Source organism: Streptomyces sp. NPDC102437 (assembly GCF_044765565.1).
Lineage (GTDB): Bacteria > Actinomycetota > Actinomycetes > Streptomycetales > Streptomycetaceae > Streptomyces.
The window spans coordinates 17512-40618 of sequence record NZ_JBIWKI010000019.1; the positions used below are offsets into that span (position 1 = coordinate 17512).

At 71.4% G+C, this 23107-nt stretch carries 22 protein-coding genes and 1 riboswitch; of the genes, 11 read left to right on the plus strand and 11 right to left on the minus strand.

Going from position 1 to position 23107, the window contains the following annotated elements:
- Nucleotides 1-62: 62 nt before the first annotated feature.
- Nucleotides 63-749 carry an esterase/lipase family protein gene (locus ACIRJP_RS23840; protein ID WP_404177535.1) on the plus strand — a complete coding sequence of 229 codons (687 nt, stop codon included), beginning with the start codon at nt 63-65 and terminating at the stop codon, nt 747-749.
- 116 nt (nt 750-865) lie between these two features.
- Here ACIRJP_RS23840 and ACIRJP_RS23845 read toward each other — a convergent pair whose 3' ends face one another.
- Complete coding sequence (locus tag ACIRJP_RS23845; protein WP_404177538.1) at nt 866-1852, minus strand: AEC family transporter; 987 nt, start codon at nt 1850-1852, stop codon at nt 866-868.
- A 110-nt stretch (nt 1853-1962) separates the two neighbouring features.
- Nucleotides 1963-3210, minus strand: a complete 1248-nt coding sequence (locus tag ACIRJP_RS23850; protein ID WP_404177541.1) for a cytochrome P450 — start codon at nt 3208-3210, stop codon at nt 1963-1965.
- Between the two features lie 282 nt (nt 3211-3492).
- Between ACIRJP_RS23850 and ACIRJP_RS23855 the strand changes: the two genes are divergently transcribed.
- Both ACIRJP_RS23855 and ACIRJP_RS23860 read left to right on the plus strand, forming a co-directional pair.
- Nucleotides 3493-4662 carry a steroid 3-ketoacyl-CoA thiolase gene (locus tag ACIRJP_RS23855; protein WP_404177544.1) on the plus strand — a complete coding sequence of 390 codons (1170 nt, stop codon included), beginning with the start codon at nt 3493-3495 and terminating at the stop codon, nt 4660-4662.
- 112 nt (nt 4663-4774) lie between these two features.
- Nucleotides 4775-6088 (plus strand): alpha/beta hydrolase family protein, encoded by a 1314-nt coding sequence (locus tag ACIRJP_RS23860; RefSeq protein ID WP_404177547.1) that lies wholly within the window; start codon nt 4775-4777, stop codon nt 6086-6088.
- A 135-nt stretch (nt 6089-6223) separates the two neighbouring features.
- Here the strand turns inward: ACIRJP_RS23860 and ACIRJP_RS23865 are convergent, their stop codons facing one another.
- The 8 genes from ACIRJP_RS23865 to ACIRJP_RS23900 form a co-directional block, all read right to left on the minus strand.
- Nucleotides 6224-6979 (minus strand): hypothetical protein, encoded by a 756-nt coding sequence (locus ACIRJP_RS23865; RefSeq protein WP_404177550.1) that lies wholly within the window; start codon nt 6977-6979, stop codon nt 6224-6226.
- A 261-nt stretch (nt 6980-7240) separates the two neighbouring features.
- A complete protein-coding gene (locus tag ACIRJP_RS23870; protein WP_404177553.1) occupies nt 7241-7681 on the minus strand; it encodes a transglycosylase SLT domain-containing protein in 441 nt (146 codons plus the stop codon).
- Nucleotides 7682-8001: 320 nt separating this feature from the next.
- Nucleotides 8002-8820 (minus strand): ECF transporter S component, encoded by an 819-nt coding sequence (locus ACIRJP_RS23875; RefSeq protein ID WP_404177556.1) that lies wholly within the window; start codon nt 8818-8820, stop codon nt 8002-8004.
- Nucleotides 8817-10529, minus strand: a complete 1713-nt coding sequence (locus ACIRJP_RS23880; RefSeq protein ID WP_404177559.1) for an ABC transporter ATP-binding protein — start codon at nt 10527-10529, stop codon at nt 8817-8819. The genes ACIRJP_RS23875 and ACIRJP_RS23880 overlap by 4 nt, the downstream gene beginning before the upstream one ends.
- The gene (locus tag ACIRJP_RS23885) at nt 10526-11710 is read right to left on the minus strand and encodes an energy-coupling factor transporter transmembrane component T (protein ID WP_404177562.1); all 1185 of its coding nucleotides are present in this window, start codon (nt 11708-11710) and stop codon (nt 10526-10528) included. Before ACIRJP_RS23885 ends, ACIRJP_RS23880 begins: the two co-directional genes overlap by 4 nt.
- Nucleotides 11707-12393 carry an SCO2322 family protein gene (locus tag ACIRJP_RS23890; protein ID WP_404177565.1) on the minus strand — a complete coding sequence of 229 codons (687 nt, stop codon included), beginning with the start codon at nt 12391-12393 and terminating at the stop codon, nt 11707-11709. Before ACIRJP_RS23890 ends, ACIRJP_RS23885 begins: the two co-directional genes overlap by 4 nt.
- Nucleotides 12390-13664, minus strand: coding sequence for a prenyltransferase/squalene oxidase repeat-containing protein (locus ACIRJP_RS23895; protein WP_404177568.1), 1275 nt, complete (start codon nt 13662-13664; stop codon nt 12390-12392). Before ACIRJP_RS23895 ends, ACIRJP_RS23890 begins: the two co-directional genes overlap by 4 nt.
- 109 nt (nt 13665-13773) lie before the next feature.
- Nucleotides 13774-13909, minus strand: a riboswitch (cobalamin riboswitch).
- A 204-nt stretch (nt 13910-14113) separates the two neighbouring features.
- Nucleotides 14114-15154, minus strand: a complete 1041-nt coding sequence (locus ACIRJP_RS23900; RefSeq protein ID WP_404177571.1) for an MBL fold metallo-hydrolase — start codon at nt 15152-15154, stop codon at nt 14114-14116.
- 279 nt (nt 15155-15433) lie between these two features.
- Between ACIRJP_RS23900 and ACIRJP_RS23905 the strand changes: the two genes are divergently transcribed.
- Nucleotides 15434-16894 carry an aldehyde dehydrogenase gene (locus tag ACIRJP_RS23905; RefSeq protein ID WP_404177574.1) on the plus strand — a complete coding sequence of 487 codons (1461 nt, stop codon included), beginning with the start codon at nt 15434-15436 and terminating at the stop codon, nt 16892-16894.
- On the plus strand, nt 16894-17127 hold the full coding sequence (locus ACIRJP_RS23910) for a ferredoxin (protein ID WP_404177577.1): 234 nt from the start codon (nt 16894-16896) through the stop codon (nt 17125-17127). The genes ACIRJP_RS23905 and ACIRJP_RS23910 overlap by 1 nt, the downstream gene beginning before the upstream one ends.
- Before the next feature lie 170 nt (nt 17128-17297).
- Here ACIRJP_RS23910 and ACIRJP_RS23915 read toward each other — a convergent pair whose 3' ends face one another.
- A complete protein-coding gene (locus ACIRJP_RS23915) occupies nt 17298-17483 on the minus strand; it encodes a hypothetical protein (protein WP_404177580.1) in 186 nt (61 codons plus the stop codon).
- 541 nt (nt 17484-18024) lie between these two features.
- On the opposite strand from ACIRJP_RS23915, the gene ACIRJP_RS23920 reads away from it, so the two are divergent.
- From ACIRJP_RS23920 to ureG, 6 genes are all read left to right on the plus strand, one after another.
- On the plus strand, nt 18025-19008 hold the full coding sequence (locus ACIRJP_RS23920) for an urea transporter (RefSeq protein ID WP_404177583.1): 984 nt from the start codon (nt 18025-18027) through the stop codon (nt 19006-19008).
- A 59-nt stretch (nt 19009-19067) separates the two neighbouring features.
- Nucleotides 19068-19373 (plus strand): urease subunit gamma, encoded by a 306-nt coding sequence (locus ACIRJP_RS23925; protein WP_266419767.1) that lies wholly within the window; start codon nt 19068-19070, stop codon nt 19371-19373.
- Between the two features lie 27 nt (nt 19374-19400).
- Complete coding sequence (locus ACIRJP_RS23930) at nt 19401-19811, plus strand: urease subunit beta (protein ID WP_404177586.1); 411 nt, start codon at nt 19401-19403, stop codon at nt 19809-19811.
- A complete protein-coding gene (ureC, locus tag ACIRJP_RS23935; protein WP_404177589.1) occupies nt 19811-21535 on the plus strand; it encodes an urease subunit alpha in 1725 nt (574 codons plus the stop codon). Before ACIRJP_RS23930 ends, ureC begins: the two co-directional genes overlap by 1 nt.
- 57 nt (nt 21536-21592) lie before the next feature.
- Entirely contained in the window at nt 21593-22291 is a 699-nt protein-coding gene (locus ACIRJP_RS23940) for an urease accessory protein UreF (protein WP_404177592.1), read from the plus strand.
- Between the two features lie 133 nt (nt 22292-22424).
- Nucleotides 22425-23090 (plus strand): urease accessory protein UreG, encoded by a 666-nt coding sequence (gene ureG / locus ACIRJP_RS23945; RefSeq protein ID WP_404177906.1) that lies wholly within the window; start codon nt 22425-22427, stop codon nt 23088-23090.
- The last annotated feature ends 17 nt before the right edge of the window (nt 23091-23107 follow it).

Consider the following 23107-nt stretch of genomic DNA (forward strand, 5'->3'; position numbering starts at 1 on the left):
TGGCCAGGATGCCGGCGGCCCAGGATCGGTACGTCATGTCCGCGTCAAATTGAAAGGCCGTCATGCGTCGCATCGTCATGATCGTCCTCCTGGCCCTGGTCTCCGGGTTCCTGATGGCGGGACCGGCCGTCGCCGCGCCGGCGCGGACGGACACCGGGCGGAACCCGGTGATCTTCGTGCACGGCCGCAACGCGGGCCCCGGCGTGTGGGACCGGATGATCACCGACTTCGAGAGCGGCGGATACTCCAGGGACCGGCTGTTCGCCTGGAGCTACGACACCACGCAGTCCACGAACGAAGTACTCGCCGACCGCCTGGGCTCCTACGTCGACGAGGTGCTGCGCACGACCGGTGCCCAGCAGGTGGACCTCGTCGCCCACAGCCTGGGCGGCCTCCCGACCCGCTGGTACGTCGCCTTCGGCGGCGGTCGGCAGAAGGTGGCGCGCTGGGTGTCCCTGGCCGGACCGAACCACGGCACGAGCGTCGCGTACCTCTGCGCTCTCTGGGACCAGGGGTGCCGGGACATGACCCCCGGCTCGTACGTCCTGTCCCGGCTCAACGGCGACGACGAGACCCCCGGATCCGTGCAGTACAGCACGTTCTGGTCGGCCTGCGACGAGCAGATCACCCCGACGAGCAGCACCGCACTGTCCGGGGCGGTCAATGTCCGGACCGACTGCCTCAAGCACAACGACCTCCTGACGAACAGTGCCGTGTCCTCGGGCGTGCGCGAGGCGCTGGCGGGCTGAGCCCTCGAAAGGGCCGAAGGGGTGCCGGGACGAACACCTCGTCCTGGCACCCCTTCGGCGTGGATCGCCGCCTGACCAGCATCCGCCCGCCGGCCCGGGGCCGCCACTCGAACGGCTCAGGGGCCGGTCGTTCCCAGGGCCCAGGTGGCGAGGGAGAGCGTGCCCATGGAGACCACCGTCGAGGCCACCACGGCATTGCGGGCCGGCCGGGTGTCCAGACCGTACTGCTGGGCGTAGATGAAGGCGTTCTGCGCGGTCGGCAGCGCCGAGCAGAGCACCACGGCGAGCAGTTGGTGCTCGGGCAGATGCAGCAGGGGGCCGCCGACGGCCAGGGCCGTCAGGGGCTGGACCAGCGTCTTGAGCGCCACCGTCACGACCACCTCGCGACGCGCCGTGCGCCCCGGCCGTGTCGTGTTCTGCGCGAGTTCCGCCGAACCCGGCGCGGCCGGGCGCGAGTTCAGGGACAGACCCAGTGTGATCAGGGCCGTCGGTACGGCGGCGGCGCCGAGCAGATCGCAGGAGTGGGCGAGCGCGTGCGGCAGCCGCAGTCCGAGCGCGGACGCGGCGACCCCGAGCAACGAGGCCATGATGATGGGGTTGCGGACCGGCATGGTCAGCATCCGCCGGAACACGACGGCCTTCCCGGAGCCCGCCCCTGCCCCCGTCCCCGAGTCCAGCAGCGCGAGGACCACCGGGGAGACCAACAGGACCTGGAACAGGATGATCTGGGCGACGAACGACGCGTCACCGAGCACCTGGACCGCCACCGGGATGCCGAGATTGGCGGAGTTGACGTAGCCCGAGGTCATGCTGCCGATCGCCCGGTCCGCCGTGCCCCGTCCGAAGAGCCGCCCGGCCGCCATGAACCCGAGACCGCAGACCAGCGCGGTGCCCGCCGCGAAGGCCACCATCGAGGAGTTGGCGAAGGTGTTCAGCCGGGCCCCGGAGACCATGGTGAACAGCGCGGCGGGCATGGCCACATGGAAGACGAACCGGCCGAGCACGGCCTCCGCCTGCGCGCCGAGCAGTCCGCTGCGGCCGACCGCGTAACCGATCGCGGTGAGTATCCAGATGGGTGCGAAGGCGGAGAGCAGGGCGTGCATGCCCGCCATGATCCTCGCGCCGTTGTGCGCCTCCCGTGCGGGGGTTCGGCGGGAAGCGCGTCTCCGGCGCAGGTTTCCGGCGTTCGTCTTCGGCGTACGGACGGAGCGGGTCAGTTCCTGGTGCTGACCTGAAGCTGCTTGATCCCGTTGAGCCACGCCGAGCGCAGCCGCCGTGGATCGTCGACCAGCCGCAGATCGGGCAGCACGTCCGCGATCGCGTTGAAGATCAGGTTGATCTCCATCACGGCGAGGGACTTGCCGAGGCAGAAGTGCGGCCCGCCGCCTCCGAAGCCGAGGTGGGGGTTGGGATCGCGGCTGATGTCGAAGGTCTCCGGGTTCTCGAAGACCTCGGGGTCGTTGTTGGCCGACGAGTAGAACAGCCCGACCCGGTCCCCCTTCTTGATCCGCTGTCCGCCCAGTTCGGTGTCCTGGGTGGCGGTCCGCTGGAAGGAGACCACGGGGGTGGCCCAGCGGACGATCTCCTCGGCGGTCGTCTCCGGTCGTTCGCTCTTGTAGAGCTCCCACTGGTCGGGGTGGGTGAGGAAGGCGTGCATGCCGTGGCTGATGGCGTTGCGGGTGGTCTCGTTGCCGGCCACCGCGAGCAGGATCACGAAGAAGCCGAACTCGTCGGAGGAGAGGTTCCCCTCGCCCTCCGCGGCGACCAGCTGGGAGACGATGTCCTTGGCCGGGCACTCCTTGCGGGCGGCCGCCAGGTTCATCGAGTACGAGACGATCTCCATGGCCGCCTCGGTGCCGACCTCCTCGGTGATCGCGTACTCGGGATCGTCGTACGCGGCCATCTTGTTGGACCAGTCGAAGATCTTGGACCGGTCCTCCTGCGGTACGCCGATGAGTTCCGCGATCGCCTGGAGCGGCAGCTCGACGGCGATGTTGGTGACGAAGTCGAACGATCCCGCCTCGTCGGCGGAGGCGAGCGCGGTCTCGACGATCGAACGGGCGCGGTCGCGCAGCGCCTGCTCCAGGGAGCGCACCGCCCGGGGAGTGAAGCCGCGCTGGACGATCTGGCGGACCCGGGTGTGCTCGGGCGGGTCCATGTTCAGCATGATCAGCTTCTGGACCTCGATCTGGTCCCGGCTGATCGACTCGTTGAAGCGGATGACCGCGGTGTTGGTGTTCGAGGAGAACAGCTCGGGATGGGTGGAGACGTACTTGACGTCCGCATGCCGGGTGACGACCCAGTAGCCCTCGTCGTCGAAACCGGAGAGGCCGGTCGGCTGGGCGCACCACCAGACCGGTGCGGTCTGCCGCATCTGCGCGAACTCGGGGTGCGGGATGCGGTCTTGGAGCAGATCGGGATCGGTGAAGTCGAACCCTGCGGGCAGATGGGGGCAGGACATCGGCAGCTCCAGGTCGGTCCGAGGGTCGCCGGAACGTTGCCTGACGACCCATCAGATGTTGACGGAAAGGTAGTAACGAGTTCTACAACTGGCAAGAGCGGCGGTCCGTTCTGTTGCGTGAAGGGTGAGTGAGGCCGGTATGAAGTGGTGCGCAAGGAGCGTGCAGCACTCTTGCGTACCGGGGGTAAGCCTCATAAGACTGCTTGCAGAACTAGAACGCGTACTAGTTCCATCCGTGGGCGCCGGGACGCCCCTGCGGAAGTGCGAGGAGAGGACGAGCTCATGGCCGCGGAACCCGTCATCGTCGAAGCCGTACGCACCCCCATCGGCAAGCGCGGAGGGGCGCTCGCCAATCTGCACCCCGGCTACCTGCTGGGCGAGACCTACCGAGAACTCCTCGGCCGCACCGGCATTCACGCCGACTGCGTCGAACAGATCGTCGGCGGCACCGTCACCCACGCCGGCGAACAGTCCATGAACCCGGCCCGCAACGCCTGGCTCGCCGTTGGCCTTCCGTACGAGACCGCCGCGACCACCGTGGACTGCCAGTGCGGTTCCTCGCAGCAGGCCTCCCACATGGTGGCCAACATGATCGCGGCCGGAGTCGTCGATGTCGGCATCAGCTGCGGCGTCGAGGCCATGTCACGGGTGCCGCTGGGCAGCGGTTCCAAGCACGGACCGGGCAAGCCCTGGCCCGACGAGTGGAACGTCGATCTGCCCAACCAGTTCGAGGCCGCCGAGCGCATCGCCCGCAAGCGCGGACTGACCCGGGAGAACGTCGACTCGCTCGGGCTGATCTCGCAGGAACGGGCCGCCGTGGCCTGGGCCGAGGAGCGGTTCAAACGGGAGACGTACGCCGTCCAGGTGCCGACCACCGAGGAGGAGCAGGCCGCCGGACAGGGCATGTGGCGGCTGGTCGACCGGGACGAAGGGCTGCGCGACACCACCATGGAGGGGCTCGGCCGGCTCAAGCCGGTCATGCCCACCGCCATCCACACCGCGGGCAACTCCTCGCAGATATCCGACGGTGCCTGCGCGATCATGTGGGCCTCCAAGCGGATGGCGCGGGCGCTCAAACTCAAGCCGCGCGCCCGGATCGTCGCCCAGGCCCTGGTCGGCTCGGACCCGCACTTCCACCTGGACGGGCCGATCGACGCGACCCGCGCGGTGCTCGGCAAGGCCGGGATGTCGCTCAAGAACATCGACGTCGTCGAGATCAACGAGGCCTTCGCGTCCGTGGTGCTGAGCTGGGCACAGGTCTTCGAGCAGGATCTCGAAAAGGTCAATGTCAACGGCGGAGCCATCGCGCTCGGTCACCCGGTGGGTTCCACCGGGGCCCGGCTGATCACCACGGCGCTGCACGAACTGGAGCGCCGCGACAAGGAGTTCGCGCTCATCACGATGTGCGCGGGCGGCGCGCTGGCTACCGGGACGATCATCCAGCGGCTCTGACCGGAAGCGCCCGCGGAAGGGTGGCCCCCGGCCCGGGGGTGTTGTCAGGTGCACCCCGGGCCGGGGGCCACGCCGATGTCGGCGCGGCGCCCGGCCGCATAGCGTCGTGGCCATGGACAACGACAACCTCCGTACGGGACACCGGACTTCACGTAATCGGCGACGCATCGCCCGCCGGACGACGGCGGCCGCCGCGGTGATGGTCCTGGCCGCCCTCGGCGTCGCACCGGCCGTGGCGCAACAGCCCGCAGGGGTCACCGGGACACCCGGGACCCCGAAGGCACCCGGGGCGCAGCACCCGTACACCGCGCACGGCAGAGGAGCCCTGCTGAGCGTCACCCCCGTGTCCGACCTCGACCGCGCGGACGTCGCCCGGTTCCTCGCCTCGGGCGGCATGGAAACCGGCACCGTCCGCCACGGACTGCGCGCCTACCGCCTCACCTACCGCACCGTCACCCCCCAGGGCGCCCCCACCACCGCGACCGGCCTCCTCGCCCTGCCCAAGGGCGGTCCTCACCGGCTCGACCTGGTCTCCGACACCCACGGCACCATGGCCCACCGCGACTACGCACCCTCCGTCGGCGAGGACTTCGGCCGTTACGCCCCGTACCTCCACGCCTCGGCGGGCCGTGCCGTCGCCGCACCCGACTACCTGGGCCTCGGCAAGGGGCCCGGACGCCACCCGTACATGGACACCAGGTCCGCCGTCACCGCCTCCGTCGACATGCTGAGGGCCGCCCGCACCGCCGCGCGACTCCTGGACCGGCCGCTCACCGGCGATGTGTACGCCGGCGGCTTCTCCCAGGGCGGCCAGGTCGCGATGGCTCTGGGCAAGGCGCTGGACGGCGGTGCCGACCGGCACTTCAGGCTCCGGGCGCTCGCCCCCGTATCGGGCCCCTACGACATCGAGCACGCGGAGACACCTGCTCTGTTCGACGGCCGGGTCAACGACACCAGCGCCGTCTTCTACATGTCGTACTACCTCACCGCGCAGAGCCGACTGCACCCGCTCTACAAGGACCCCTCCGAGGCGTTCCGGAAGCCGTACGCCGCGATCGTGGACGACCTCTTCGACACGAACCACACCGAGGAGGAGATCATCCCGGCATTGCCCGCGACGCTGAAGGAACTGCTCACCGACGACTACTACCGCCGGCTCCAGCACCCCACCGGCGGACTGCTGGCCGCGGCGCGCGCCCAGGACGGCAACTGCGCCTGGAAGCCGGACGTTCCGGTGCGGCTCTACTCCTCGTCCGGCGACACCGACGTCCCTGTCGCCAACGCCCGCCACTGCGCCGCCGATCTGGCCGAGCGGGGTGTCGACGCCCCGGTGGTCGACCAGGGCGAGGCCGACCACAACACCACGTACATGAAGTCGGGTCCGCAGATCGTCCGCTGGTTCGACACGGTGGCCGCGCGGCGCTGAGCGCGCCGGCCCGGGGGGCCAGAGGAGCGAGGGGCAGAGGAGCGAGGGGGAGAGCAGGGGGAAGTGAGGCGTGTGGGGGGAACCCCGGCCGGCGCTCCGGCCGGGGCCCACGTCGCCGGGGCGACGGGGCGTGCCTCAGTACGGTACGTGGGTGGGGAAGGTGGCGGTGGGGCTGAACAGCGCCGCGTATCCCTCCTCGTGGCGGCGGTGCCGCCCGGACCGGCTGACGTCCGCGACCGGGTGCGCGAGCGTGATCAGCCCGTCGTTGGCGAGTTCCTGTACGCGCATCAGCAGTGCCCGTACCTCCAGGCCGAGTTCGGCGGCCACCGTCTGCAGATCGAGACCGGATTCCCAGCTCCACAGCAGCACGGAGTCCATGCTCGGCGACCAGATGACGGTGTGCTCCACCTCGGCAGGCGGAGACGGAGCCGGGATGTGGGCCAGGACCCCGGTAGTCGCCGGGGCCGGAGCCGGGGCCGGAATCGGGGCCGGAATCGGCGTCGGAGCCTGGGCGGGTGTCGGGGGCGCGGCCGGAGTGGGGGGTGCGGCCGCGGGCACGCTCACGGCCGGTGTCCGGGCCGGGGCGGGCCGTGGTGCGTCCGACGGCGGTGCGGGGGTCTCGTCGGCCGGGTGCGGCACGGCGCGTTCCGGTGCGGCGGACGGCTTCCCCGCCGGTTGGCCCTTCGTCGGCGAGGCCTGGCTCAGGAGCTCCAGGGCAAGGGACCGTGCGTCGGCGCGGCCGACGGTGCGTCGTGCTAACCGCACCTCGCGTTCGTTCAGGCCCATCAAGTCCGCGATCGAACCGTCGTCGCCGACCGTGACGGCGAAGGCGGCCAGCGTTCGGCTCCGCTCCGCCTGTGTCTCGTCCAGCACCGCCTGTGCGCGGCGCATGCGTTCGTCGCTGGCGCAGAAAGCTTCCGCCAGGACGGTGTTCCGCTCCCAGAATTCTCGTGGTTCCACGGAAGGGACAACGCGCCGGTCGCCGCTGGGAACGGAGGCGCGAGCTAAAAGCGCCTAAATGGACTAACCAGTCATTAAGTTGGCCAAGTGATATCAAGTGTCCTATTCGCTCGGACGGGTGAGGGCCGGGTACGGCGAAGACCCCGACCGGTGGTCGGGGCCTTCGGATCTGCCTGTGTACGAGCCGTCGGCTCAGTACCAGTGGTTGGCCTGCCAGAACGACCAGGCGCCGCACGGGCTGCCGTAGCGGGAGTTCATGTAGTCCATGCCCCACTTGATCTGGGTGGAGGGGTTCGTCTTCCAGTCGGCACCGGCGGAGGCCATCTTCGAGCCGGGCAGGGCCTGCACGAGACCGTAGGCGCCGGAGGAGGCGTTGGTGGCGGTGTGGTTCCAGCCGCTCTCGTGCTGAACGATGTTGCTGAAGCACTGGAACTGCGCGGCGTCGCCGATCATGGCCCTCGCCGTGCCCTGCGCGCTCGCTGCGACGGACGCCGGCGCGGCGGCCGGAGCGGCCATGGCCGGCGTGACGCCGAGACCCAGACCGGTGGCGCCGAGGAGTACGGCGGCGCCGGCGACGGCGGACTTGCGGCGGGCGGTGCGGGGCTTGGCGAGGATGTTTCGGGCGAACGACACAGAGAGTCCTGACGTCGGGTACGGGGGAGTCGCGGGCCGGTCCGGATCGTGCGGTCGTGCGGGTGGACCGGTCTTCGTCGACCGCGGTCCGGTTCGGCGGACCCTGCGGTGCTCGGCGACTCGTCCAGTGTTAGCGGCGGCGTTCAGCCATGGCAACGACCCCGGATACGAGCCCGCCTCGTAGCCGGACCGAAGGGCCCGGGGCCCCCACGACCGACCCGAACGCGTCATGGCAGGTCGGACGCGGCGCCGAGGCGGGCCCCCGATTCCCGGCCGGCGACTACCCCGCGTAGTGGAGGACCAAGGGACTGTGGGAGCCCTCACTCGCGGGGAGCGTCAAATGTGACCTGGGCCTCGAAGTTGGCCCGGCGGGTGGCCCGCCGTAGCGCCTTCAGCAGCGCCGGACCGACGGCCAGCGTCAGTACCGCGGTGAGCACCGCCCGGCCCAGGTCCCAGCCGAGCGAGGTGGCCGCGCAGTACGCGAGGAAGCGGACCAGGTTGTCCGCCGGCGGATCGCCCGCGTGGAACGAGATGCCCGAGCCGGCCGGGGGCACGATCGTCCAGCCGTACAGGTTCATCACCGTGCCGTACGCGAACGACGCCACGAAGCCGAACCCCGCCAGCATCAGCAGCTCTCCCCGCCCGCGCAGCCGGTCCGGCCCCGGCAGCAGGCCCGCGCCCATCGCGAACCAGCCCATCGACAGCATCTGGAACGGCATCCACGGCCCCACCCCGCCGGTGAGCAGCGCGGAGGCGAACATCGTCACCGAGCCGAGCACGAAGCCGAAGCCCGGCCCGAGCACCCGGCCGCTCAGCACCATCAGGAAGAACATCGGCTCCAGCCCTGCCGTGCCCGCCCCCAGCGGCCGCAGGGCCGCGCCGACCGCGGCCAGCACCCCCAGCATCGCCACCGCCTTGGCGTCCAGACCGGAGTCCGCGATCATCGCGACGACCACCCCGACCAGCAACGGCAGCAGCGCGGCGAACAGCCACGGCGCGTCCTGCGAGTGCGCCAGACCGGCACCGGGGCCGGCCAGCAGCGGCCAGCCGAACGCGACCACCCCGATCGCGCTGATGAGAACGAGCGCGGCGATCGCGCGCGGCCCGAGCCGTACCGGCCGCACCTGGCGCCCGCTCATGACGGCTCTCCCAGCGCGGCGCGCACCTGGGCCACGGTCAGCCACTCCTGCGGGGCGAGGATCTTCGCGGTCTGCGGGGCGAACGCCGGGGACGAGACCACCACCTGCCGGGTCTCCCCGTCCGCGACGACCTCCCCGTCGGCGAGGATCACCACCCGGTGCGCCAGTTCCGCGGCGAGCTCCACATCGTGCGTGGCCAGCACGATCGCGTGGCCGTCGGCCGCGAGGCCCCGGAGCACCCCGACCAGCCGGGCCTTCGCCGCGTAGTCCAGGCCACGGGTCGGCTCGTCCAGGAGCAGCAGCGGGGGCCGCGCGGTGAGCACGACGGCCAGGGCGAGCGCGAGCCGCTGGCCCTCGGAAAGATCGCGTGGATGGGTGTCGTCCGGTACGCCGGGCAGCAGCTCGGAGACCAGGGCCCGGCAGCTGCCGGGGGCGGCGCCCGCGTCGCTGTCCGCCGCGGCGCACTCGGCGGCGACGGTGTCCGCGTACAGCAGATCGCGCGGTTCCTGCGGTACGAGCCCGACCCGGCGCACCATCTCGCGCGGCTGGGTGCGGTGCGGGGCCCGGCCGCCGACGAGGACGGTGCCGGTGGTGGGCTCGACCATGCCGACGAGGGTGGCCAGCAGGGTGGACTTGCCCGCGCCGTTGCGGCCCATCAGGGCGACGGTCTCGCCGGGGGCGACGGTGAGCGTCACCCGGCGCAGTGCCTCGACGCGCCCGCGCCGTACGCCGAGCCGTCCAACCCGGGCCGTGACGTCGGCGACCGGCTCGGGCACCTCGGCGGTCCGCGCGCCGCGCCCCAGCAGCCGGGCCAGCACACCGCGCCGCACGGGGGAAGGGCTCAGCGGCACCGGGGCGGGAGCGGCCACCGGCCCCGGAGCGGGAGGACGCACCGCCGCCAGCCGTTCGCGCAGGTCCGCCGCCCGGCGCCGGGCATCGCGGACCGAGAGCGGCAGCGGCTCCCACCCCGCCAGCCGGCCCAGCGCGACGACCGGCGGGCGGACCGGGGAGACGGCCATGACGTCCGCGGGCCCGCCCACGACCGGGGCGGCGCCCGGCGACGGCAGCAGGACGACCCGGTCCGCGTACTGCACCACCCGCTCCAGCCGGTGCTCCGCCATCAGGACCGTCGTACCCAGGTCGTGCACCAGCCGTTGCAGCACGGCGAGGACCTCCTCGGCCGCCGCCGGGTCCAGGGCGGACGTCGGCTCGTCGAGGACCAGGACCTTCGGGTGCGGGGTGAGGACGGAACCGATCGCGACCCGCTGCTGCTGACCGCCGGAGAGCGTGGCGATCGGCCGGTCGCGCAGGCCGGCGAGCCCCAGCAGGTCCAGGGTCTCCTCGACCCGCCGCCGCATCACGTCGGGCGCCAGGCCCAGCGACTCCATGCCGTACGCCAGCTCGTCCTCGACCGTGTCGGTGACGAAGTGGGAGAGCGGGTCCTGGCCCACCGTGCCCACGAGGTCGGCGAGTTCACGCGGTTTGTGGGTACGGGTGTCACGCCCGTCGACCGTGACCCGGCCGCTCATCGTGCCGCCGGTGAAGTGCGGCACCAGACCGGAAACGGCACCCAGCAGCGTCGACTTGCCGACCCCGGACGGGCCGACGAGCAGCACCAGCTCGCCCTCGGGCACGGTCAGGTCGACCCCGGACAGGGTGGGGCGCTCCGTCCCCTCGTACCGCACCGAGACCTGCTCGAACCGGATCACTGGATCTCCTTGGAATTCGCCGCACCCGCCGCCGCGCCCACCGCGCCCACCGCACCCACCGGCGGCACCGGCGCCACCACCGCGGGCAGCAGCCCGATCAGCACCGCCGCCGCGGGCCACAGCGGAAGCACCGGCGCGACCAGCGGGACGACCCCGGGGTGCAGCGCCGACTCGTCGACAACGCCCGCCCAGATCATCGCCCCCGCCACCGCGACACCCGAACCCGCGACCAGCCAGGCCCGCGCGCCCCACCGGTCGGGCCGGTAGCGGGTACGGACCGAGCGGGCCCCGCCGAGCCGCAGCCCGGCAATGGCGGCGACGAGCCCGGCGATCAGCACCGGCAGCCCGTACACCGCGCCCTGCGCGGCCAGCAGCCCGTACGTACCGGCGCACACTCCGAGCAGCCCGCCGAGCGTGAGGACGTTCGTGGTGCGGCGGACGGCGGGCGGGACCTGGGCGGTACGCCCGTAGCCGCGCGCGTCCATCGACGCGGCCACCGCGACCGACCGCTCCAACGCGCCCTCCAGGACCGGCAGTCCGATCTGCAGGACCGCCTTGATGCCGCCGGTCGCACGGCCCCGCAGCCGCCGTGCGGTGCGCAGCCGCATCACGTCGGCGACCATGTTCGGCGCGAACGTCATCGCGACGACGACGGCGACCCCCGCCTCGTACAGCGCGCCCGGCAGCGACTTCAGCAGCCGGGCCGGGTTGGCGAGCGAGTTCGCCGCCCCGACGCAGATCAGCAGCGTGGCCAGCTTCGCCCCGTCGTACAGCGCGAAGAGCAGCTGCTCGGTGGTGACCCGGCCGCCGATCCTGACCCCCTTCGCCCAGTCGGGCAGCGGCACTTCGGGGAGCGTGAACACCGTGTGCGTACCGGGGATCGGCGAACCGAGGAAGACGGAGAAGACCAGCCGCACACCGACGACGAACAGCCCGATCCGGATGAACGCCCCGTACGAACGGGCCCACGGCGCGTCCGTACGACGCGCGGCGACCACGTAGCCGGCCACCGCGATCAGCAGCCCGAGCAGCAGCGGATTGGTGGTCCGGGACGCGGCGGTGGCGAGTCCGAGCGCCCACAGCCACCACGCCCCGGCGGGCAGGGCGTTGCTCCGGGTCGCCTCGGGGGCGCGCAGCGGACGACGGCGCGCCAGGACCGCGGAGCCGGTCTGGGCGGTCATCCGCGGCGGCGGCGGGACTGCACTACCGCGGCGATGCCGAGCAGAAGCACGGCACCGACACCGACGAGCACCCCGGCGGACGGGCCGAAGGAGCCGCCGGAACCGGAGGACGCGGCGGATCCGGCCGGTGTGGCCGAGGCGGACGCCGATCCGGCGGGCGTGCCCTGCCCGTCGCCGGAGACCTGTTCGCCGCAGCCGGAGCCCGGGTAGCCGGTGATGGCGCAGAGCATCGCGTCGCTGCTGTAGCGCAGCGGCTTCGCCACCGAGGCGAGCGCCTCCGCCGCGCTCGCGTCCGGGGCGACCCGCGCACACGCGGTACGCGGCGCGGGCGGCGTCTCACCGGCCGGGGCGTCCGCGGCCGTGCCCGGGTCGATGACGAGCGCTATTCGCTTGGTGCCGTCCTTCGCCGGGGTGTCCGCGCAGATCTTCGCGAAGTCGGGGGCGCGGCGCGGCTTCGCCGAGTCCTGGGAGTCCTCGCTGACCGAGAACCGGAAGCCCTGCACCGCCCCGTCGTCCGGCCGGACCAGGGACGGGCCCTGGGTGGCGTACGTCCAGTCGGAGCCGGCGCTCTCCCAGAACGACCAGTACCGGTAGCCGGCCGCCTGGGCCGGTACCGCGCCGAGCAGGGCCCAGACGGCGCCCAGGACCACCAGCAGCGCGGTGGTCCGTCCCGCGCGCCTCACGGCTGCCTGTTCTTCCGGCGACCGCTGATCAGGAAGAACGCGATCGCGGCGAGGACGAGGCCGATGCCGATGTACCACCACACGCCCCCGATCACGTCGTCGCCGCTGTGGACCTGGTCCTTCTCCGTGGGCTCGTACCCGGTGTCGGCGGACGGGTCGGGCGTCACCACGGCGGCGGGCTCGGGGCCGGCCGCGTTCAGCCGGGCTACCAGGTCGACGCCGCCGAAGTCCCGGGCGTTGTCGCCGGTCGCGTGGGCGGCAAGGATCAGCTGGGCGTAGGCGGCGGGGCCGCTTTGGGCGGCCCAGTCCGCGGAGTTCTTCTTCAGCCAGGAGATGGCCCCCGCCGCCTTGTCCTGGTGGCCGGCCGCGGAGAGCGCGACGACCGCGTCCGCGGTGTTGCCGAAGTCGGGCTGCGGGGTGGTGTCGGTGGCACCGGGCATCGGCGCCTGGTTCAGGTGGCCGCTGCCGGCGAGGGCACCGGTGAGGTAGTGGGCGCCGTTCTGGGCGGCCTGCTCGGGCGTGAGCCCGGAACCGGGCCGGCAACTGGGCGCCTTGCCCGCGGCGTTGTTCCCGACCGCCATCGCCTTGCCCATCGTGCCGAGCACGGCGGCCGCGGTGGCGTCCGCGTTGGCGGCGAGCCCGCCCTTCTTGTCGGCCTGGTACGCGAAGGCGCCACCGTCCTTCCCGCCGCACGGGATCGCGAGCGTGAGCAGCGGGTCGTAGGGGGTCTTGCCGCCGGGCGTCGTGATGTCCGCGAGCCGCTGCCCCTGGCGGGCGAGGGCGCCGATCACCAGGGAGGTCGAGTTGGCGTCACTGGGCGCGCCCGCGGTGTAGCCCCAGCCGCCGTCCTCGTTCTGCACGGACTTCAGCCAGCGCACCGAGTTGTTCACGGTCTCGCGGTGCCCGCCCACCTCGACCAGGGTCTGGGTGGCGGCCGCGGCGGCATTGGTGTCCCGCACGGTCTTCGCGTCGCACGGCTTGGCGGTATCGGGCCGGAACGCGGCGTAGGAACCGTCGGCGCACTGCTGGGAGATCAGCCACTCCACCGACTTCGCGGCCGGGGTGACCCCTTCGAGCCGCTGGGCGAGGAAGGCCATCGACTGCCGCCACACGCCGTCGTAGGTGGGGTCCGCCGTGCCGTACAGCCCGGAAGGCAGCGCGACGGACGGCGAGGGCGACGGGGACGGCGCTGCCACCGCGACCGGCGCAGCGGCCGCGCAGAGCACGGCGGCGGTGGCGGCGAGCGTTGCTGCGCTGCGACGTACGGTCATGGCGGGCGGGGCCTCTCCTGCGGGGTGAACCGGGCACAGGCACGCTCAGGCACCAGGCTCCGGCTCCGTATACCTCGACGGTGCCGACCACCGGGGGATCCGGTGGTCCGAGCCGGTCACGACCGCGGACAGGGCATTCCGACTCACCGCCTGCGAAGACGGTTCACGGCTGCGTGGTCAGTGCCGGATTCGCACCGGCTTCCCCCTGAACGGGCATGATGACGACCCGCACACTGTACCGGGCGGGTCCGGGCGGGGTCCGGGCCGGGAGGAGCGCCCCTGATCACACCGAGACGTACATCACGCCGTTCCGCTCCGCACCGCAGGCCGCGCTCGCGCCGCGAGGCACGCGACCGTCACACCGCGCCGCACCCCACCGGACCGCCACGCCTCGCACAGCAGCGCACGCCACCGGACGCTACCGCCAACACCGCGAGGCACTCCACCCCTCACACCGCGACGTACGTCACGGGATCGGTGCCCGCCACCGCCTCCGCGCGCCCGAGCTTCACCAGCCGTCGCAGATGCGCCTCCGCCTCCGAGACGGCGATGTTCCGGGAGCCGTGCGGGATCTGCTCCCAGGGCCGGTTCCACTCCATCCGCTCGGCCAGCTCCCACGGCGTCAGCGGCTCCGCCAGCAGCCCGAGCAGCCCGGTCAGCCGTTCCTCGTGATGCCCGAGGAGCTCCCGTACCCGCCCCGCCGCATCGGTGAAGGCGTACTGGTGGGCGGGCAGCACCTCGGCGGCCCCGAGCCGGCCGATCCGCTCCAGCGAGTCGAGGTAGTCGCCGAGGGGGTCGGTGGCCGTGGCGTCGTCCGGGTCTTCGTACAGCCCGATGTGCGGGCTGATACCCGGCAGCAGGTGATCCCCCGAGAAGAGCCGCCCCCGGCCCGGCAGACTGCCGGGGTGCTCCTCCTCCAGGTGCAGGCACACATGCCCCGGCGTGTGCCCCGGCGTCCAGATCGCCCGCAGCCTGCGCCCCGCCAGATCGAGCAGCTCACCGGGGACGATCTCGCGGTCCGGGAGCGCGGCCCGCAGCCCTGGCAGCGTCCGCATCCGGCCCCCGTCGGCCGCGGCGGCCCGCAACGGCGCGAGATGCGCCTCGGGCGCTCCGACCGCGGTGAGTTTGGCCGCGAGATACGTCAGCCACCTGCCGGGTTCGGACTCCCGGGTACGGCGCACGATCGCGGTGTCCGCCGCATGCATGGCGATCCAGGCCCCGGAGGCCTCGCGCACCTGCCCGGAGAGCCCGTGATGGTCGGGGTGGTGGTGGGTGATGACCACCCCGTGGATGTCGGCCATCTCCGTACCGACGGCGGCGAGTCCGGCGCAGAGCGTGTCCCAGGCCTCGGGGTCGTCCCATCCGGTGTCGATCAGGACCGGTCCCCGATCGGTGTCCAGGACGTGCACGAGGGTGTGGCCGAGCGGATTGTCCGGGATGGGCACCTTGATGCTGTGCACGCCCCCGCCGTGGTCGGTCACCTGCGTCATGAGGTCCCCATCTCTCTCGGCGACGTGCGGCTGCGATCCGTCGCGCCCGCGTGTGGGCGCGTCGGGCCCACTGTAACGAGAACTTGTTCCAGTAGTAGCCCCGGTCGACCATCTGGTTCGGGGTGTTGTCACGGACGTGGACTACTGGAACTGGAACTGGTATCAGTTCTGACACAGAGTCAGATCCTGAGTCGGACACCCGGTCGGACATCGAGTCGGATGTCGACCCGGACCGGACGTCGATTCGGGCAACGCACCGCGCCGCGGGAGGCAGCAGTCATGACCGAGCTTGTCGAACACGGAAAACTGTTCATCGGCGGGGAGTTGGTCGATCCGCTGGGCCGGGACACCATCGAGGTCGTCTCGCCCCACACCGAGCAGGTCATCGGCCGGGTGCCCCATGCCTGTGAGGCGGACGTGGACGCGGCCGTCGCCGCCGGGCGGCGGGCGTTCGACGAGGGGCCCTGGCCCAGGATGAGCCTGGACGAGCGGATCGCGGTGGTGACCAGGATCAAGGACGCGTTCGCCGTCCGGTACGAGGAGATCGCCCGGGTCATCAGCTCGGAGAACGGCACGCCGTACACGTCGAGCGTCATGGTGCAGGCCCTCGCCGCGATGATGGTGTGGGACTCGGCGATCACCGTCGCCCGCGAATTCGCGTACGAGGAGCGGCGGAGCGGGGCGCTCGGGCCGTTGCTGGTGCGGCGGGAGCCGGTCGGGGTGGTCGCGGCCGTGGTGCCGTGGAACGTTCCGCAGTTCACCGCCGCCGCCAAGCTCGCGCCCGCGCTGCTGGCCGGCTGCTCCGCCGTGCTCAAGGTCTCGCCCGAATCGCCGCTGGACGCCTACATCCTGGCCGAGATCGCCGCCGATGCCGGACTGCCGGAGGGCGTGCTCTCCATCCTTCCGGCCGACCGCGAGGTCAGCGAGTACCTGGTCGGGCACCCCGGCGTCGACAAGGTGTCGTTCACCGGGTCGGTGGCCGCCGGGCGCCGGGTGATGGAGGTCGCCTCCCGCAATCTCACCCGGGTCACCCTGGAGCTGGGCGGCAAGTCCGCCGCCGTGATCCTCCCCGACGCCGATCTGGACACCGCCGTGGCGGGCATCGTCCCCTTCGCCTGGATGATCAACGGCCAGGCGTGCGTGGCCCAGACCCGCATTCTCGTACCGCGCTCCCGCTACGACGAGACGGCCGAGGCGTTCGCCGCCGCGGCGGGTGCGCTGAAGGTGGGCGATCCGCTCGACCCGGCCACCGAACTCGGCCCGCTGGTCGCGCGACGCCAGCAGCAACGCTCGCTGGACTACATCAGGATCGGGCAGGACGAGGGCGCCAAGATCCTTACCGGTGGCGGACGTCCGGCGTCCCAGGAGCGGGGCTGGTACGTCGAGCCGACCCTCTTCGGAGACGTGGACAACTCCATGCGCATCGCCCGCGAGGAGATCTTCGGCCCCGTCATCTGCCTGCTGCCGTACGGCGACGAGGACGAAGCCGTACGGATCGCCAACGACTCCGACTACGGCCTCAGCGGCAGTGTCTGGACCGCCGACACCGAACGCGGCATCGACATCGCCCGCCGGGTCAGGACGGGCACGTACAGCGTGAACACCTTCAGCCTCGACATGCTCGGCCCGTTCGGCGGCTACAAGAACTCCGGCCTGGGGCGGGAGTTCGGACCCGAGGGGTACGGCGAGTACTTCGAGCACAAGATGATCCACCTGCCGGCCGGATACGAGGGGGCGTGATGGGGGACCGCTGGGCCGTCGAGGTCGACCGGAGCATCTGCATCGGCTCCGGGATGTGCCTGAACCACGCGCCGGGCCGGTTCGCGCTGGACTCCGCCCGGCAGTCGCGCCCGTCGCACCCGGAGACCGATGCCGACGAGAAGGTCCTCACGGCTGCCGAGGGGTGCCCCGTCGAGGCGATCACGATCACGCTGACCGGGACGGGGGAGGTCGTCTTTCCGCCGGAGGACTGAGGGCCGAGGAGGACCGAGGGCCGTCCGGCGGGTCACTTGTCGAAGACGAATGAAATGTGGTCGTCATCCAGGTACTTGATATCGATCTCGCAGCCCTTGTGTACCTGAGAAGAGCGGCGGGCAAGGATGGTTTCCCTGCCCTCCGCGTACTTGGTTTCGCCGTCCTCGTGTCATGAGAGACGGTATTCAATGGTGATGGAACTGCCGTCATATTCGGCGACGCGGCGAACGTCCTCCACCAGGGCCCGAATCTCCCGGCCGTGTGTATCGATCATCTGGTCGCGGAGAAAAAGGTGAACGATATAGAAAACGGTCCCTACGGCGATGGCGGCGGAAAAGATGTAGGCGAATAGCATTGCTGCCTCCCCCGGGTGAATATTTCCGCGGTCCCGCTTCGGTGGCCGCGGTCCGACCCTGTCGTCGGTGTGCGGGCGGTGCGGCGCGCGCACACCGGCGACGGGGTCGTGCGTGTTGCCGGGACGACTTTACCGTTGAAGTGGTGCGGGGCCGCGGCGCGTCGGGCGACCCGGCATTTATCGGCGCCGGTAATGCGTACGTGTTCCCGGTCGAAATCCCTGAGTGTGCGGGAAGGCGTGCGGCTGCGACTTCCCTGTTCCGTCAAACGATCGGTCAAGCAACAGGTACGAAACGTTCAACCTCTGACCAAGGATCCCTCGGACGTGGAGCCGAGACACCCCGCCGGGCGCCCTTCAGGCGCGCCCCTCATCTGCGGACATGTCTGACCGTGTTCGTGTCGTCACGTCGGGACGCGCCAACTGGGCGCCGTTGTCGCGTTGTTACCGGGCGTACCGTCTCAACAGATTGTTGATCAAGGTCCCGATCCCCGGGGTGCCGGGCGGATGCGGGTCAATTCGCCATGTCCTCAAAGGAGATGACATGCCCGCAGCGGAACAGGCGGCGCAGGGAGAACGGGCGGTGCCGGGACCGGACCGGTCCTCTCTCCGCGCCGGACTCGTGCAACTGCGCGGCGTCGCCCAGGTGGCACTCGTCTCCAGCCCCTGGTCCGGGCTGCTGTTCACGCTCGCGCTGTTCGCCGGAGGCTGGCGTATCGGGGTGTACGGCCTGCTCGGCGCCGCCTCGTCCGCCGGGGCGGCGGTCCTGCTGGGGGCCGACCGGCAGCCAGTGGGCAAAGGGCTTCAGGGCTACTGCGGTTGCCTGACCGGAATCGCCCTCGCAGTACGGCTCGGCGCCTCGTGGCAGACCGCCGTGCCGGTCGTGCTCGGCGCGGTCGTCTGCTCGGTGCTGACCGCTGCCGCCGGGCGGCTCCTGGTTCCGCTCGGGCTGCCGGTCCTGACGGCCCCCTACTGTCTGGTCGCCGGAGCGCTGACGATCGCACTGCCCGGCGCCCCGGTCACCGCGGGCGTGGCCGCCCGGGTTCCGGGGTTCACCGAGCTGACGGCCGCCGAGGCGTGGCATGCCTTCTGCAACAACCTCGGCCAGATCTTCTTCCTGGACAACTGGTACGCGGGCCTGATCCTGCTCGCCGGGCTCCTCGTCGCCTCCCGGACCGCGGCCCTCGCGGCGGTCTGCGGTAGCGTTCTCGCGCTGCTCACCGCCTGTGCGGCGGGGCTGCCCGCGGACAGGATCACCGAGGGGCTGTACGGCTACAACGCGGTGCTCTGCGCGATCGCGCTGACCGCCACCTTCCTGACCCTCACCCCCTGGACCGCCGGGTACGCCGCGCTTGCCGCCGTGGCCTCGGTCCCCTTCAGTGCCGCCTGGGAAGCCTTCGCCCAGACGTTCGGCACAACCCCCTTCACCTGGCCGTTCACCGTGACGACCTGGCTCTTCCTGGCAGCCGCTCCGGCTCTGGACCGGCCCGGGTTCTCCTTCGGGAAGCAACTTCGAGAAACATCCTGAGAAAACAACTTCGAGAAATCGCCTTCGAGAATCGCCTTCGAGAAAGCTGATGTGACGCCATGAACCTCGCACCGCGGGAAATCGACAAACTCCACGTCTACGTGGTCGCGGACCTGGCCCGCCGCCGCAGGGACCGGGGGACCAAGCTCAACTACAGCGAAGCCGCCGCCCTGATCACCGAGGCCGTTCTGGAGGCCGCGCGCGACGGCCACACCGTCGCCGAATGCATGGAGCTGGGCCGCAGGGTCGTCTCGGGCGACGACGTGATGCCCGGCGTACGGGAGATGCTCACCGTCCTCCAGGTCGAGACGGCCTTCGTCGACGGGACGAAGCTGGTCACCTGCCACGACCCGATCAGCGCCTGAGACGTCCCGGACCCAGAGGAGATACAGATGTCGGGCGGAGCCCACTACCTCTACGGGGACGAACCCGTGGAGATCAACGCCGACCGTGCCAGGACCATGCTCACCGTCGCCAACACCGGTGACCGGGCCGTCCAGGTCGGTTCCCACTACCACTTCTTCGAGATCAACCGCGCCCTGCGCTTCGACCGCGAGGCCGCCTACGGCATGCGCCTGGACATTCCCTCCGGGACCGCCGTGCGCTTCGAGCCCGGCGACACCCGCGAGGTGGAGCTGTGCGCCTTCGGCGGCACCGGCCGGCTCAACGGCTTCGCCGGACTCGTCAACGGGGGCCTGTCCGCCCCGGACACCCGGCGCGACGCGCTCCGCCGCGCCGCGGAACTCGGCTTCGCACGTCCCGGATCCGGGACCGAGAAGAACAACGAAGAGGAGCGGAACTGATGGCGATCATCCCGCGCAAGCAGTACACGGACCTGTTCGGTCCCACCGTGGGCGACCGGTTCCACCTGGCCGACACCAACCTGATCGTCGAGGTCGAGTACGACCACAACGCCGGGTCCTACGGGGAAGAGGCCGTCTACGGGGGCGGCAAGGCCATCCGGGACGGCATGGCCCAGGACCCCTCCGCGCTGAACCGCGAGGGCGCCCTGGACCTCGTCGTCACCAACGTCGTGGTCCTCGACCCGGTCCTCGGCGTGGTCAAGGGCGACATCGGGGTCCGCGGCGGCCTGATCGTCGGCGTCGGCAAGGCGGGGAACCCGCATCTGCAGAACGGTGTCGACCCCAAGCTCGTCATCGGCCCCGGCACCGAGGTGATCTCCGGCGAGCACCTCATCGCCACCGCCGGGGGCGTCGACACGCACATCCACTTCATCGCGCCCCAGCAGGCCCAGGAGGGCCTGTCCAACGGCATCACCACCTTCTTCGGTGGCGGCACCGGACCCACCGACGGAACCAACGGCACCACCTGCACCCCCGGACCCTGGAACATCCACCGGATGCTGGAGGCCGTGGAGGACCTGCCGGTCAACGTGGGACTGCTGGGCAAGGGCAACGGCAGCCTGCCCGAGGCGCTGCGGGAGCAGATCGAGGCGGGAGCGGCCGGGCTCAAGGTGCACGAGGACTGGGGCGCCACCCCCGCCACGATCGACACCGCGCTGCGGGTCGCCGACGAGCACGACGTACAAATGGCCATCCACACCGACACCCTCAACGAGGGCGGCTTCTACGAGGACACCCTCTCGGCGATCGACGGCCGGACCATCCACACCTTCCACACCGAGGGCGCGGGCGGCGGCCACGCCCCCGACATCATCCGGGTGTCGGGCGAGGCCAACGTACTGCCTGCCTCCACCAACCCGACCCTGCCCTACACGGTCAACGCGGTGGACGAGCTGCTGGACATGGTGATGGTCTGCCATCACCTGTCCCGTGACATCCCCGAGGACGTCTCGTTCGCCGACAGCCGGGTGCGGGCCGAGACGATCGCGGCCGAGACCGTGCTGCACGACCTCGGGGTCATCAGTATCTTCTCCTCCGACTCCCAGGCCATGGGCCGGGTCGGCGAGTCCTTCCTGCGCGCCTTCCAGACGGCACACCACTGCAAGGAGATGCGCGGCCCGCTGGCCGAGGACAGCTCCCGCAACGACAACGCGCGGGTCCTGCGCTACCTGGCCAAGCTGACGATCAACCCCGCGACGGCGGTCGGCGCCGCGGACGTGATCGGTTCCCTGGAGCCCGGCAAGCTCGCCGACATCGTGCTCTGGCCGATCCACTCCTTCGCCGCCAAGCCCAGGCTGATCATCAAGGGCGGCATGGTCAACTGGGCCCTGATGGGCGACCCGAACGCCTCGCTGCCGACGCCCCAACCGGTCTACTACCGACCGATGTTCGGCACCCACGGCCGGGCGAAGCAGCGCACCTCGGTGACGTTCATGTCGCAGGCGTCCATCGCCGCCGGGGTCCCTGGGGAGCTGGGGCTGCAACGACGGATCGAGCCCGTGCAGCGCTGCCGGACCATCGGCAAGCAGCACATGGTGCGCAACGACGCGCTGCCGCGCATCGAGGTGGACCCGGAGACGTACAAGGTCACCGCGGACGGCGAGCCCGCGACCATCGAGCCGGCCGAGCGGCTGCCGCTCAACCACCTCTTCTACATCGTCTGACGACCGCATCGCCCGACGACCGCATCACCTCACGACCGCCCGAACGGAAATCCCGGTGTGAACGACCCGATCCCGATCCCGGCCCTGCTGACCGGACTCCAGCTCACCGACTCGGCCTTCCCCAGCGGCTACTACACCCTCTCCCACGGCCTGGAGGGCTTCCAGCAGGCCCGCGCGGTCACCCCGTCCGGCCTGCCGGCGCTCCTGCACGACCTGCTGCGCCACAGCGTGGGCCCGGCCGACGCCACCGCCCTCTCGCTCGCCCACCGTGCGGTCACCGCCGACGACTGGGAGGAGGTGGTGGCCGTGGAGCAGCGGCTGCACGCCGCCAAACTGGGCCGCGAGGCCCGGCAGGCCGCCGTCCGCACGGGACGGCAACTGCTGGACCTGGCCGGCGAGGTGTACGGCACCGCGCCCGTCGAGCGGTACCGGGACCTCTACCGGGACGGTGCCGTACGCGGCTGCCAGCCGGTCGTCGCCGCCGTCGTCCACGCGGGCAACGGGCTGCCCGTCCGCCAGGCGGTCACCTGCGAACTGTTCGCCTTCGCGGCCAGTTTCGTGGGGGCCGCCCTGCGGCTGCGGCTGACCGACCACCGCCGGGCGCAGGTCGTACTGCACGGCGCCGCCCCGGTGATCGAGGAGACCGTCGAAGCGGCCCTGGGGCGGGAACTCGCCGACATCGGAGGTTGCGTCCCGGTGGCGGACGTCATGGCCGGCCGCCACGAGCGCGCCGAGGCACGGCTGTTCGCCAGCTGAGATCCGTCCCGCAGGGCACCCCCGAACCCCTTCCACCGCACCCACACCACCCCACACACCCCACCAGGACAGGAACACCATGCACGACCCCATGCAGGCCAGGCACAACCACGACCACGGCCCCGACGAGCTCATGCGGCGGCCGAAGGACGGCGTGCTGCGCGTCGGGATCGCCGGACCGGTCGGTTCCGGCAAGACGGCCCTGATCGAAGCGCTCGTCCCGGTGCTGATCGAGCGCGGCCGGACCCCTGCCGTCATCACCAACGACATCTTCACCACCGAGGACGCCGCGCACGTGCGCCGCACCCTGGCCGGGATCCTCGACGCCGACCGGATCGTCGGCGTGGAGACCGGGGCCTGTCCGCACACCGCCGTCCGTGACGACCCGACGATGAACCAGGCCGCCGCCGACGAACTCCTGGAGCGCTTCCCCGAGGTGGACACCCTGCTCTTCGAGAGCGGCGGGGACAACCTGACCCTCACCTTCAGCCCGGCCCTGGTGGACCTGTTCCTGTTCGTGCTGGACACCGCCGAGGGCGACAAGATGCCGCGCAAGCGCGGACCGGGCATCACCGAGTGCGAGCTGCTCGTCATCAACAAGGTGGACATCGCTCCCTACGTGCGGTGCGATCTCGACGTCATGGAGTCGGACGCGCACCGCGTCCGGGACGGCCGGCCGGTGGTGCTGACCAATTCGCTCACCGGGGACGGCCTCGGCACCATCGCCGACTTCCTGCTGTCGCACGAAGCCGCCCACGAAACCGCCCACGACACCGCGCAGGAGACGGCCTCCGCGTGACCGAGGCGCCCGCGCGG